The 13,593-nt window shown below is 43.1% G+C and carries 14 protein-coding genes; 4 read left to right on the top strand and 10 right to left on the bottom strand.

All coding sequences use genetic code 11. The annotated features are described in order from the left end of the window. Positions 1 to 265 (bottom strand): YchJ family metal-binding protein (locus tag Q0C11_RS09380; protein ID WP_293007318.1); only part of this gene is annotated, 265 nt, incomplete at its 3' end. 67 nt (positions 266 to 332) lie between these two features. Between Q0C11_RS09380 and dinB the strand changes: the two genes are divergently transcribed. Together dinB and Q0C11_RS09390 are read left to right on the top strand one after the other, a co-directional pair. Then, positions 333 to 1,487, top strand: coding sequence for a DNA polymerase IV (gene dinB, locus Q0C11_RS09385; RefSeq protein WP_293007320.1), 1,155 nt, complete (start codon positions 333 to 335; stop codon positions 1,485 to 1,487). A gap of 69 nt (positions 1,488 to 1,556) precedes the next feature. After that, a complete protein-coding gene (locus Q0C11_RS09390) occupies positions 1,557 to 2,222 on the top strand; it encodes a CAAX prenyl protease-related protein (protein ID WP_293007322.1) in 666 nt (221 codons plus the stop codon). A gap of 41 nt (positions 2,223 to 2,263) precedes the next feature. On the opposite strand, the gene Q0C11_RS09395 is transcribed toward Q0C11_RS09390, so the two are convergent. Beyond that, entirely contained in the window at positions 2,264 to 2,980 is a 717-nt protein-coding gene (locus Q0C11_RS09395) for a flagellar brake protein (RefSeq protein WP_293007324.1), read from the bottom strand. A 408-nt stretch (positions 2,981 to 3,388) separates the two neighbouring features. Here Q0C11_RS09395 and Q0C11_RS09400 point away from each other — a divergent pair, with 408 nt between their 5' ends. Continuing rightward, the gene (locus Q0C11_RS09400; RefSeq protein WP_293007326.1) at positions 3,389 to 4,771 is read left to right on the top strand and encodes a porin; all 1,383 of its coding nucleotides are present in this window, start codon (positions 3,389 to 3,391) and stop codon (positions 4,769 to 4,771) included. A 54-nt stretch (positions 4,772 to 4,825) separates the two neighbouring features. Here Q0C11_RS09400 and rluD read toward each other — a convergent pair whose 3' ends face one another. Further along, positions 4,826 to 5,857, bottom strand: a complete 1,032-nt coding sequence (gene rluD, locus Q0C11_RS09405) for a 23S rRNA pseudouridine(1911/1915/1917) synthase RluD (protein ID WP_293007328.1) — start codon at positions 5,855 to 5,857, stop codon at positions 4,826 to 4,828. On the opposite strand from rluD, the gene Q0C11_RS09410 reads away from it, so the two are divergent. Continuing rightward, the gene (locus Q0C11_RS09410; RefSeq protein ID WP_293007330.1) at positions 5,856 to 6,662 is read left to right on the top strand and encodes an outer membrane protein assembly factor BamD; all 807 of its coding nucleotides are present in this window, start codon (positions 5,856 to 5,858) and stop codon (positions 6,660 to 6,662) included. The two genes, rluD and Q0C11_RS09410, sit on opposite strands and share 2 nt — an antisense overlap. A gap of 25 nt (positions 6,663 to 6,687) precedes the next feature. Here Q0C11_RS09410 and Q0C11_RS09415 read toward each other — a convergent pair whose 3' ends face one another. The 7 genes from Q0C11_RS09415 to hisC all read right to left on the bottom strand — a co-directional run bounded on the left by Q0C11_RS09415 (position 6,688) and on the right by hisC (position 13,586). After that, positions 6,688 to 7,134, bottom strand: coding sequence for a universal stress protein (locus tag Q0C11_RS09415; RefSeq protein ID WP_293007332.1), 447 nt, complete (start codon positions 7,132 to 7,134; stop codon positions 6,688 to 6,690). A 107-nt stretch (positions 7,135 to 7,241) separates the two neighbouring features. Then, complete coding sequence (locus Q0C11_RS09420; protein WP_293007334.1) at positions 7,242 to 8,066, bottom strand: alpha/beta hydrolase; 825 nt, start codon at positions 8,064 to 8,066, stop codon at positions 7,242 to 7,244. A gap of 253 nt (positions 8,067 to 8,319) precedes the next feature. Continuing rightward, on the bottom strand, positions 8,320 to 8,868 hold the full coding sequence (locus tag Q0C11_RS09425; protein ID WP_293007336.1) for a FecR family protein: 549 nt from the start codon (positions 8,866 to 8,868) through the stop codon (positions 8,320 to 8,322). A gap of 169 nt (positions 8,869 to 9,037) precedes the next feature. Then, positions 9,038 to 9,835, bottom strand: coding sequence for a response regulator (locus Q0C11_RS09430; RefSeq protein WP_293007338.1), 798 nt, complete (start codon positions 9,833 to 9,835; stop codon positions 9,038 to 9,040). A 595-nt stretch (positions 9,836 to 10,430) separates the two neighbouring features. Next, entirely contained in the window at positions 10,431 to 10,949 is a 519-nt protein-coding gene (locus Q0C11_RS09435) for a hypothetical protein (RefSeq protein ID WP_293007362.1), read from the bottom strand. 608 nt (positions 10,950 to 11,557) lie between these two features. Next, the gene (locus Q0C11_RS09440; protein ID WP_293007340.1) at positions 11,558 to 12,442 is read right to left on the bottom strand and encodes a prephenate dehydrogenase/arogenate dehydrogenase family protein; all 885 of its coding nucleotides are present in this window, start codon (positions 12,440 to 12,442) and stop codon (positions 11,558 to 11,560) included. A gap of 25 nt (positions 12,443 to 12,467) precedes the next feature. Beyond that, the gene (hisC, locus tag Q0C11_RS09445) at positions 12,468 to 13,586 is read right to left on the bottom strand and encodes a histidinol-phosphate transaminase (RefSeq protein WP_293007342.1); all 1,119 of its coding nucleotides are present in this window, start codon (positions 13,584 to 13,586) and stop codon (positions 12,468 to 12,470) included. Between the last annotated feature and the right edge of the window lie 7 nt (positions 13,587 to 13,593).

Raw genomic sequence — 13,593 nt, forward strand, 5'->3', positions numbered from 1 at the left:
GTTTAATTGCTAATCCTAGCCATTTTTTGGACAATTGATCGGTTAATCCCAGGGAAGTGGGACGTGTATCAGGGTGCCAGGTTGCCAGCAGATAGTCTTCACAATTCAGTGTGAACGCCGTGTAACGTGAACGCATGAGGATTTCTGCGGTGGTGACTGGTTCACCCTGATCGAGGTAACGGCTGCAGCAATCAGCGTATCGTTTGTCGCTGCCACAAGGACAAGGGTAAGCCAATGTTTCTAAACGAGTGATATTCGTATTCATATACAATGCGGTTTGTCTATTGTTGTAATTTATCACAGTCCGCATGAATATTGCCTTGATCCCTACCATGAACGCTTCATCGCGTCGTATAGCGCATTTGGATATGGACGCTTTTTATGCCTCGGTTGAGTTGTTGCGTTACCCCGAGCTACACGGCTTGCCAGTTGTGATCGGTGGACGCAACGAGCACCAGCCGGTGGTGCAAGCGGATGGCAGAAGGCATTTTTACCGCTTGCGTGATTATGTTGGTCGCGGAGTTATTACGACCGCTACGTATGAGGCGCGTGCATTGGGAGTCCATTCCGCCATGGGTGTCATGAAAGCCGCGCATCTGGCGCCGGATGCGGTTTTGCTGCCGGTGGATTTTGCTATTTACCGGCATTATTCGCGCTTGTTTAAAGTGGCTGTTATGGGTGTGGCCCCACGAATTGAGGATTCTGGCATCGATGAGATATACATTGATTTGGGTGACTTGCCGGATGAGATATTGCCATTGGCAAAATGTATCAAACAGGCGGTCAAGGATGCGACCGGACTTTCTTGTTCGATTGGGATCGCGCCGAATAAATTATTATCTAAAATTTGTTCGGACTTGGAAAAGCCTGATGGTTTGACCATCCTCGAGATGTCTGACATCCCGCAGCGAATTTGGCCGTTACCGGTACATAAAATCAATGGTATTGGCCCTAAAGCTGCCAATAAGCTTGCGTTACTGGGTATTACTACGATTGCTGAATTGGCACAAGCTGAATTAAGTTTTCTCCGGCTTCACTTCGGGCGCAGCTACTCAATCTGGCTATATGAAGCATCGCGCGGCATTGATGCACGCCCGGTCATTACCGATGCGGAACCTAAGTCGATCAGCCGGGAAACTACATTTGAGCGGGATTTGCACCCGCGGCAGGATCGTTCCGAATTATCCGAAGCATTTACTGCATTGTGTATCCAAGTCGCTGATGACCTGAAACGCAAAGGTTATGTTGGTCGTACTGTTTGTATCAAGTTACGCTTTGAGGATTTTCATACGCTTACACGTGATTGTTCATTGACTTCACATACCGGAGATCCAGTTTTGATACGTCGTGCTGCTGGAGAATGTTTGCGGCGTGTGTCATTGCAGAAAAGAATCAGATTGCTCGGCATAAAAGTCACCACGCTTTGCTCCGTTAACGCAGCTGCTGAAATTGAATCTCGACAAAGAGAATTGCCATTGCTGCCGTAATACTTTGAAAATAATTAGTTAATCTGATAGTTGCATTGCGACCCGAAGAAAATTTGAAAGGGAGTTGTTATGTTTGATCGCGCTGATTTTTGCCGCATCGCGCCATTCGGAGCTTATGTTTTTTTCATGGTACTGGAGGACATATTATTGAAATTCGGCTGGGAAGCTAATGATTTACGTATGCTCTATATGGTCAAAATAGCTGTTGTGGTTGGGCTGCTTTGGGTGATGCGAAAGGCTTATAGCGAATTGCGTTGGCCAGTCGCCAGCAGTTTTCAAGCCTGGATGGTTGCAATATCCGCGGGTGTCATAGTCTTTATTGCCTGGATTAATTTGACCGCAGATTGGATGGTGATGGGAGACCCCGTTGGTTTTGATCCGCGTGATAATAATGAGATTGATTGGTTTTTGGTAACTGTGAGATTGATTGGCGCGGCTCTGGTGGTTCCCGTAATGGAGGAATTGTTTTGGCGATCCTTCCTGATGCGCTGGATTGATCACCCCAATTTTCTTACAGTTAATCCCGCGCAAGTCGGATTAAAAGCCTTTTGTATCACGGCAGCACTTTTCGCACTTGCACACAGTTTATGGTTTGCCGGATTGTTTGCCGGTATTGTTTATAATTTACTGTATATGCGTAGCGGAACGCTATGGTCTCCCATTCTTGCTCACGCTACGACCAATGGAATTTTAGGCATCTGGATTATCTATACAGGTAATTGGGGCTTTTGGTAAAGGGAAGGGGTTTTGTGGCGCGATTATTTTCTTCCCTTCATTTATATCACGCTTTCAGGATGCTCCACTATTTCCTGATAAATTAGGTGTCTTAACATAAACGTCTGGTCTGGTTTCATTTCAGTAAACTCAACCCCCGAAAAGATTACTTTATTATTGTGTTGTTTAGAAGATCTGATGATGGCCATAATAGATAATGGAATTTCCTTGTCATCTAATGTGATAGTAAAAGATAAGGATACAACTGAACCTGGTGTTCCCAAAGGTATTGTTGAATTGATTCCAGCGCCATAAAAACTCAGATCTACGATATTGATTGGCGTAGTTTCCTCGGCGAGAGTCGCTTGATAATTACATTTAATTCTTCGTGATTTTCGAAAACACTGCCTCTGTATATTCTGAGGAAAAGATAAATGTAAAAATTTATAAGGTACTTTTATAATTTTATCGACATAAGTAGAGAATTTATAGGCATTCTGCCCGGAAATTAAGCGTGCACTAATCTGATCGCCTTCAACGAAAGGCGATCCAGTTAACTGACCAGATGTTGGCATAGTTACAATTAAAGTGCTGCCTGGCACATAGCCGATCATGGATGTTGCATGTGAATTGTTTGGTTCATCAGAATTCTTGGCATATGTGGTTAAAGTTAAATACATTTTATGACCTACCTGAAGATGCATGTCTTCAAATTCGATCTTTTCTGATGAATCGTGAGTTGATTCAGTCGCTTCAGTTTTGGTGTTTTGACTATGCATTTTATAAGCTGTTGATTATTAGAGTTGTCTTTCCTCTTATTTAACGACGCTAATAGTTGGATCTTTAGCAATATTAGAAGCATTTTATGATCGATACGGTGGAACAGTACTTTTAAGATTTTCTAATAATCGAGTCGAGTTTTTTCCGGGTTTAATTTGCTGCAGCAAGCTACAAGTGTTTTATTAATTTAAGTCGCTGGAGATAAAGAGGTATTTGGAATGAATCTCAGATTCAATTGATCAAGCTAATACATTTGTTGTATTTTTTCCAATAAAGCAAATATCCATGGAGTTCGCGTTGACCCTTCACGTTATTCAGTGTTAGAGTTCTGTCCATGTGAAGATTAGGGTTTTTAGTTTCTGCTAATGTTTGTATCTTTTGTATAAACATTTTTAAAGGGGGAGTTGATGAAAAATAAAACGATTAATAAGCGCCAGATGCTGCGTGCCGTTACAGGAGGACTGTTACTAATTGGCATGAGTGCATCTGGTGTTTATGCCAACACTGTGACAAGTAGTAATAGCTTCATGAATGCATTAAAAAGTACTGGCATAACGGCCGGTGGCTGGATTCATGGTGGCGCAACATTTAATCCTAGTTCAACGCACGGCTTCAACGGCCCAGTCACATTTTCTGATCAGGCAAATAGGTTCCAATTAAATCAATTAAATTTCTACCTAGAGCGTGCAGTAAAAACAGAAGGTACAGGCTGGGATGTTGGTTTTCGGGCCGATTTTCTATTCGGTACTGATGCAATTTTTACTCAGGCCTATGGTAATCCAGCATTTGATGTAAATAACGGTAGGCCTCTGGCGGATCGGGGAAATTGGGATCTGGATATATGCTGTAATTCTAGCCGAACTTATGGTATTGCAATCCCGCAGGCGTATGCAGAAATTTATGCGCCTGTCGGTAATGGATTGAATGTGAAGGTAGGCCATTTTTATACCCCAATTGGTTTTGAAACGGTTCCTGCTCCAAACAACTTCTTCTATTCACATGCCTACACCATGCAATATGGAGAACCTTTCACACATACCGGTGTACTGGGTAATTACACAGTCAATAAGAATGTTACTGCTATGGCAGGTACAATCGGAGGTAGCGGAACGGGCGGTTGGGACGGCAATTTCGACAAGCAAATGGAAAATTGGGGTGGAATCGGTGGTGTTACCTGGACCAGCGATAATAGTAATACCTCGCTCAATGTTAGTGGTACCGGCAGCACGACATCTACTCGTAACAGTAGTTTCTGGGGTATGTACAGCATTGTGTTTCAGCACAAATTCACAGACAGAACGCATTTAGTATTGCAACATGATCACGGTTTTGCTGATAACGTGATGCTCTTCAATAATGTTTATAATGGCGTTATCAAAGATGCGGAATGGTTTGGGGTCAATTCACACTTGTACTATGATGTAACTCCCAATGTGTCTGTGGGGGTACGTGCTGAATGGTTTCGCGATCGTGATGGCTTCCGCGTTTTTTCACCAGGCAGGGTAACTGCGGGAACCAACCATCTTGGAAATAGCTATGCGAGTAATATTGGATTACTAGGTACTAGCACACCTGCAGATTATTATGCGGTAACCATCGGTGCTAATTGGAAGGCGCTTAGAACGCTCAAAATGGGTTGGCAGGGGATGAGAGATTTGAATATTCGCCCGAATATCCGGTATGACCGCGTAGATGCACTTCATGAGTCGCTCCAAACATCTGCTTACCGGCCTTTCGGTGGTAATAAAGATCAGATTCTTTTCTCGTTGGACGCAATACTGCCTTTCTAATGTGATATGCATTATGTAGCAATTATTAAAAGATGCGCTTTCGGGCGCATTTTTTTATTCTGCCCTGATCGATTTGCTGTTCTGCCGCAACATTAGCAGCAAATCATTGATGTCATCCGGAGCTGCGATTTCCCACTGACTGATTTGTTCGGTTTGCGGATGGGTCAATGCAAGTTTTTGAGCATGCAGTGCTTGCCGGGGAAAGTTTATCAATATTTGAGCAATTCTTTGCGCTGTTTTTCCAGGTTTGCCTCCATAGACAGGATCACCTACTAAGGCATGCCCGATAGTGCTTAAATGCACCCGGATTTGGTGTGTGCGACCGGTTTCAAGGCTGCACTGAAGTAATGTGCAGCCATCAAATTTTTCAATGACTTGATAGTGCGTGCGTGCGGGTTTTCCTTTGGGTGTAACGGTCATTTTTGTGCGATGAATCGGGTGGCGGCCAATCGGCGCATCGATATTTCCAGCTTGTTTAATTTCTCCTAGAACTAATGCGAGGTAATCGCGTTTTACAGTGCGCTGCTGTAGCTGGCGCACAAGATTTGTTTGTGCTGCAATAGTTTTTGCAACAACCAATAGCCCAGTAGTGTTTTTGTCCAGACGGTGAACAATACCAGCGCGCGGTACATTTTTCAGTTCTGGAGCATGATGTAGTAATGCATTAAGCAAGGTACCTTGCCAGTTGCCATTGCCTGGATGAGTTACCAGTCCAGCGGGTTTGTTGATGATAATGAGCGTTTCATCTTCTTCAATGATGTTTAAATGGATCGCTTCAGCCGCAAAAGGTGATTCAGCTGCGATACTCAGCGGTGAAACCTCGACATGCTCGTTTCCCCATACAAGCTGTTTGGCAGTAGCTATCTGCCGATTCACAAGGATTCTTTTTTCAGCAATCCAGGTTTGCAGACGGCTGCGTGACCAATGTGGTAAAAGCTTTGCCAAAGCTCGATCAAGGCGCAAACCTGCACAATCAATCGGGATCGTTAAGTGTACAACGTCCGTTGCTAATTTGTCGCTTACTGCCGTATGAGGCTTTACGCTATAATCGCCCGTTGTATCTTTGTTTTTTACGGAATTTATCATGTTACATAGTTTAGCGGTATTTCTGGTTCTAGGGTTATCAGCATGTGGTTTGTTGTCAGATCGTACAGATGATCAAGAGGATTGGTCTGTCAATAAATTCTATTCAGAAGCAAGAGAAAAATTGGATGATGGTAGTTACGCTGCGGCTATTAAGCTCTATGAAACTTTAGAATCGCGATATCCTTATGGCAGGATTGCTCAACAAGCGCAACTTGAAATTGCTTATGCGCACTATAAAAATGATGAGCCCGCTTCGGCAATTGCAGCCGCTGATCGATTTATTAAATTGTATCCCAATCATGCAAATGTGGATTACGCATATTATATCAAGGGATTGGCGAATTTTAATGAAGGCTGGGGCATGCTGGGCTTTTTGCTGAAAGGACCGTTTAAGCAGGATATGAGCGAGCGTGATCCAAAAGCCTCGTATGAATCATTTGAAGTTTTCAAGGAATTGGTTGCCCGTTTTCCAGAAAGTAAATATGCGGCAGACTCTAGGCAGCGTATGGCCTATTTGCTTAATTTACTTGCCATGGGTGAGATCCATACTGCGCGATACTACATGAAACGCAAGGCTTATATTGCAGCTGCTAATCGGGCGCAGAATGCAGTCAAGGAATATCCCCCTACACCGGCTACGGAAGAGGCCTTATATATCATGATCAGAGCCTATGAAGCACTGGAAATGTATGACTTAAGGGATGATGCAGAACGTGTGATGCGAATTAATTTCCCAAATAGCATTTTTCTCGCGGAATTACCTGATGTGGGTGCTAAAGCATGGTGGGAGTTTTGGAAGAACTGACAACTCTGGATTCTGCTTGAATCGTTTACAAGTGATCTTTAAGGTGAATCGCCAAGATATCGCATTTCGCATGATATAGCACTCCCTTTGCTGTGGAGCCCATTAATACAGCAAGACCGTGTCGTCCATGAGAGCCTACCACAATCAAGTCAATATTTTCTTTCACAGCAAGCTGAGTGATTTCTTGCTGCGGTTCTCCCCATATCATCCAACAGCACTCTAGTTCAACGTTCAGTTCACTGCTGATTTGAATCAATTTTCCTTTTTCAGCTTCTAGCAGATCATATGATGAATTTTCATTCAAGGGGATTACTGTCCCATAGGGAGTGTCTGGCATGGGAATATTATCTAGTACATGAATGATGTGAAGCTGTGCGTTAAATTGTGCTGCTAGAGATTTCGCTTTATATGCAACCGTGTGGTCGAATCCGGAGAAATCAACAGCGAGTAAAATATTCTGATAATTGTTCATATGGAGTATTTTTCGATTATGGTAATACACAAGAAAAAGTGTAAATTTTACAACAGCGCTGCACTGTATTGCATCCTTGCTGAGCTTTATTTGTATGCCGAGAGCTATTATTGCTCGTCATATCGATGTAGGTATTCTGATAGAAAAGCATTAACACGTAGTTCATATTCTCTGCCAGCATAAGTATGCATATTGAAATGCCTTGCACCAGGTACAATCCATAAATCTTTAGGGATTCTCGCAGCTTCAAAGAGTCTTTCGGTTTCCAATTGAGTGGTGTGCATATCATTGGTTCCGGATATAAACAGCACTGGTGAGTTAAGGTTATTAATCTGGGCAATTGGGCTTAACGCATCCATGGAAGTATCCAGATAAAAAGATAATTGCCATAGCATCAATGGTAGCAATAGTACTCCATATTCCCCAAAATGCAGTTTTAGACGATTTTCAACAGCCTCTTCAATTGTGGGGTGAAGTGATTCGAGAATAACCGCATTCAAGCCCAAATCTTGTTTAGCCAGTACTATCGCTGCGGCACCCAAAGAGGTACCAATTGCACCTATCCGTTCGGCTGGAAATGTTTTTCGTAAGAAAGTAACTGCCGCTTCTATATTCTTAGACTCGCGCAAACCAAAAGTAATGTTATCCCCGACTGTTTCTCCATGTGCTTGCAGGTCAATAATCAAAACAGAAAAGCCCTGATCCTTTAGAAACCGGGCTCGACTTAGCATTTCAAGTCGGTTACTGCGCATTGAGTGAACCAGTAATACCACGCCATTTCCTGGCTTTCCATAGACCAACCAGCCATGCACGGTTGGTCCATCGGTATCAGGAATCTGTACTGATTCAACTGGAAAATCTGTAATTAATAATCCTACAGCAGTCGGTGCCGATGCGGTCAAAATTGTGCCTATAGCAAATATGCTAAGCATGATTGCGAATATAAAAGCCAAAATCTGAATGAGTAGTTTGTGCAGCATGACATTTGGTTATTAATTGCATTGATAATAATTAACCATTGAAAGCGGTTTTTTAAGATTATCAAGGGTTATTATTTTCTCCTGATGTGATGTATGAGGGAAATTTGTTGGTATTGACAGGAGAGCGTGCGATAATTTACATATCCATCTTGTTGATTTCTTTATTTTTGCTAGAAGGGAAGGCGCTATTTTTGTCGGTTCTGTACTATTGTGGCGAACGCCAAGGTGCAATCTCATGCTCAGCTATCAACCGGTGCTTGCTGATACCGGCATCATCAAAATCGGCTTGTTCAAACGCACTGATCTGATAAGCTCCGGAAGCCACATGGATTATGATATGCCCATCGGCAACTGCAATTTGGCTGCTACCACCTTTGCGCAATTGGATACTAAAGCGAGTTCCGGAATTTTTAATTATGGCATTGCCGACTTTTACTTCAAGCTGATTGACGGCATTTTTATGAATGTCAAAATAAACATTTCCTTTGAGCAACTCAACCTGCAGCGGTTGACTTTCTTTCACCGTTACAGAACTCAGCAGATCCAGCGCCATGTCAATACCCGGTGCTATCGAAGCGACAAGTTGTTCATCACTGTTGGTTTCATAGAAACGGATACTATGGGGTTTGCCAAAATGCCAAGTCATCAGACCTAGTAGCACACAAATGCCGATGATCGCGCAATGTACTAAGAAGCGCTGCCAACTAAAAACAAAATTAAAGGGTTGTATTACGGGTGGTTCAGGTTCCTGCATTTGTAATTAGCAAGTGGCGAATAAACAGAAAGGTATAAATTATATACTGTGGATGTTTTTTTTGCTCCGTCATTTAGAGTTGGTTTTAGTTTGCTGCACATGAAAGTATATTGAGGTGTTAATGTTGGTGTTGTTGGCAATGTTAAGGAGTTCAGATTTCTGACTATCTTTAGGCTGCCAGGATGCGCGAAATATTTTGCTTGAATGTATCTGGACAGAAGGGTTTTATGATAAAACCTACAGCCCCTGCGCTAGTAGCTTGTTTAAATAATTCACGGCTGGCTAAGGCTGTGATCATCATGACTTTTGTTGCATCATTTTGACTCTTGATGATTTTCAAGGCTTCTAATCCATCCATCATGGGCATTTCGAAATCTATGCATGCAATGTCAGGTTTGTGTTCTGCTACAAGTTCGGTGGCTTGCATGCCATCATAGGCTTCCCCGATTACTTCAATTCCCATTTGTGTCAGAATTGCTATCAACAGTCGTCGCATTACCAGACTATCATCGGCAACAACTGCCTTTGCGTGATACGTGCTATTCTCGAAGAAACTATGCTCTTTAGTCAGGATGAGTAACTGTTTTTTTGCATGGGTCACTTCTTGTAGTACATCAAAGATTTTCTTCTGAGAGAATGGTTTATAGATAAATCCATCAACACCTAACATGGCTGCAACCTGTTTCAGCATGGCATCTTCACTGCCGGTAATCATTACCACGAGAAGGTCTGGATATACAGCGCGAATCTCACCCAAAAGATGCATGCCATCTTTGTTGGGTAATAAGTGATCAAGGCAGACGATATCTGGATCTAGCTTCTCAATTGTGGGAAGAAGTTTTTCACCACTATTAAGTTCTCCTACAACTAGATATTCATTGCTGTTTAGCATCGCCCGTAGCGTGGTGCGCATGACAACACAATCGTCAACAATAAGAATTTTTATTCTTTTGAATAATTGATTCATGACGGTTATCTTATAACATAGCCCTTAACAAGAGAATTTTTGTAATCATTCTGGAATAGATTAAATGGCGTGCATGGGGAGGTTTATTCTAAGCTTCCATAATGGAACTATTACTAAGAAGTGTTATACAAGTATCTAATATATATATTTAATTAACAAACAAATATTACGGCATAATAGAGAGAAAGTATAGAGGATACAGTGCCTCATGTATAGGAATATTCTTTCATTCTTTATGGGAGATATTGATATTGAAATAATGAAGACTCCTGCCAACCTTCCTGTTAGCAAAATAAATGACTACAATGGCGTTAGTTCAGGTAATGGAGGAGTGGAATAGAGATACAGATGAGTTTTGGATCAATAGAACTCAATATCTGAAGATAGGTAGCGTGTTGCTGATGAATTATGCACTGATGATTGGATGCAACTACGACTGAGCCTAAGGGGTTTATACAGCGTGAGCTATTGAGCGTGAGTTTCTATCGGTGAGCAAAAGTTGTCGTTAATAGTTTCTAAAAATTATATAGACTCCTTGGTTTTACTATTATTCTTCCTCTGGCGTTGTTTAATCATTTGCTTGATTCCCAACGGATCATTTAAAAGCACCAATTTGTGGTGGTGAAATCAGATCTGTCCTCTTAAATGTAAATAAAAGAAACACGGTATAATCGTTGTAATGCGTTTCAGCAAAAAATGGTGCGCTCGATTTAACAAATCGATTTGATGGCAATTCATAAATGTCAAAGTACAATTTTACAAATCCCGTTTGGTACTGTGCTTTAAAAAGAGCTAACTCGGGAGTAGAAAAAGGAATGATTGCACTCTGGATTGGTGGTAACCCAAAAAAGGTTTCTCCGAACTCTGTTCCCAAAGAACTCACAATTACATTAATACGATGTGTGGCCTTATCAATATCACCCTGCACATGATATCCCTCTTCTCCAAACCAACCAGCCATGACATTGTAGCCCTGTTTTCCCAACCATCCAGCCATAATTTGACGTACGATCTTTTGGTCTTCGCTAACTCCTGAAGTATCAAGTACGACACTTGCGCCATGAGGAATTGGTAATGGGGTTTCGAGCCGTTCAGGAAGGCTTTTTATTACCACATCACTCAACAATAATTGCTCAATTGCTGACCTGGCAGACGAGGTTGGTTTGTGTATTGTTGAGCATGCTGACAGAATTCCTAGTGCAACTAGGCTTAAAGTTAGAGTGGATATTATTTTAATCATCAATCTCTTATGACCTCGTATTTTTATAATGGCAGAGGAGAAGTGGTAATACCTTCCATCATTTATAGTGTAACATGCCTTAAAGTCCGCACTGGGTAAAGAGGCCATATCAAACCAAACGGAACTTAATAATAAAATTGAATTATTAATCAATGCATTGTGTTATTGGTGTTTCGTGTTTCACGTATTCCACCTTACCCGTAAAAATAATTCAAAGAATTAAGTCCCTAACTATGCCGGAAGGGGGAGGAGCTTCACGGGTGAGTACTTTTTGGAACGTGGGTCTTTTGTTCCGACGGTTGAGCTAGATGAAGACATCGTTTGAGCTTACATCCGTAACCAGGAGAAAGAAGATCCGAGGTATAACAAAATGAAGCTAGAGATGGGGTAGGCGCACGTTATTGCAAGCCGCCGGCTTTGTTGGTGGTATTTGAGATTTTACTCTGAACTTGTTTTTCCCTGTAGCAAGTCCACGGCGTTGTTTATTCTTTATCTTTTAACCAGCTTTCCCGAATACCTCTTGCTTGCGAAAAAGACTGCTCCAGTGTACCGCCATCATGTCTTTTTAACATCTCCTGCAATTTATTCAGTTCTCCCTGATATGCATCAATCTGCGCAAGTAAAGTTTCGCGATTTGCTAAACAAATATCGCGCCACATTTCCGGGGAACTGCTAGCGATGCGAGTGAAGTCACGGAAACCGCTGCCCGCGAAACGAAGCATATTTTCAGGTTGATTAGTGCTGTTGAGGTGATTCATCAACGTGAAAGCGAGAATATGTGGTAAATGGCTAGTTGCGGCGAGAACTTGATCGTGTTCATCGGCAGGCATAAGCGAGACTTGTGCGCCGCAGGCTTGCCATAATTGTTCGACTCGTGCGACAGCGTCGGTGCTGGTTTCCGGTAGAGGAGTGAGAATGACATGTTTGTTAAGATACAAATCAGGTTGCGCGGCTTGTACTCCGCTTTGTTCGGCGCCGGCGATCGGGTGGCCAGGGACAAAATGATGCCGACTTTGCATCGAAAGATAGTGGCGTGCTGCAGCCGTCACATCCTGTTTGGTGCTACCGGCGTCGGTAACGATGGTGTTGGCGTGCAAATGGGGAGCGATGCTTTCCATGATATCCCTGGTTTGACCCACCGGCATCGCAAGGAACACCAAATCTGCATTGTGCAGAGCGGAAGCGATATCATTTGCGATTTCATCAATCACGCCGAGCTCAATGGCGCATTGCATGTTTTGTTGGCTGCGGCCAACGCCGACGATATGTTTGGTCAGGCCGGCGTTGCGTAAGGCCTGTGCAAATGATCCACCGATCAGGCCTACGCCGATAATAACCAGCTTATTGAGTATTGCGATATTTGTCATTGGCAGCGCTTGATCAAGTTTTTGATTAATTCAATTCGCTTAATGCCAGTTCCAGTGCTTCCAAGAATCGTTTGTTTTGCGATTCCAATCCAACTGTAACCCGGAGATGATTGGGCATTTCATAAATACCGAGTGGGCGGACAATGATGCCTTGTTGCAGCAATTTTTGATAAACTTCCAAGGTGTTGGATGCATCACCATTGACGCGAAAACTGATGAAATTGCCATATGAGGGAATGCATTCGATGCTCATTTTGCGAAAACCATCTGTGAGTTGTAGCATGCCCGCACGATTTAGCGCATATGAACGCTGTACGAATTCGGCATCGTGTAATGCGGCCAAAGCACCTACCAAACCAATGCTGCTGACATTGAATGGCTGGCGTACGCGATTCATCAGGTTAGCAACATCCGGATGAGCCAGACCGAATCCAACGCGTACACCGGCCAAGCCGTAGGCTTTAGAGAAAGTGCGTGTGATCAGCAAGTTGGAGAACCGTTTCAACCAGCTGATACTGTCCGGTTTATTTGCTTCAGGTAAGTATTCGTAATAGGCTTCATCGATAACGACTAATACATCACGGGAGACGCGCTCCATGAATCGGCATAGCTCATCTTCGCTGGATAAGGTGCCAGTCGGGTTATTCGGACTGGCGATGAACGCGATGCGTGTTTCCGGTGTGATGGCATCTAGCATCGCTGGCAAGTCATGGCCATACTCGCGGGCAGGAACCGATATGCCGTTGGCACCGATCATCTGCACTACCAGTGGATAAACGGCAAAAGCATGCTGTGAATACACAGCAGCGGCACCTGGTTTCAGAAATACACGAGCGGCCAGGTCTAAAACATCATTGGAGCCATTGCCCAGAATAATTTGTTCCGGATCAATTTCATAGCGTTTGGAAAGTGCGGCTTTCAATTCGTAGCCGCTGCCGTCTGGATAGAGCGCGATATCGTGCAATGCGTTTATTATCGCATCTAATGCGAGCGGGCTGGTACCCAGCGGATTCTCGTTGGAAGCCAGTTTGATTACATGCGCTTCATCCAGCCCCATTTCTCGTGCCAGTTCGGAAATGGGTTTGCCCGGCTGATAAGGTTGGATAGAACGGATATATTCTGGAGCAAAGTCACAGAGATTCATAAGATTA

This window comes from Nitrosomonas sp., from assembly GCF_022842015.1.
GTDB lineage: Bacteria > Pseudomonadota > Gammaproteobacteria > Burkholderiales > Nitrosomonadaceae > Nitrosomonas.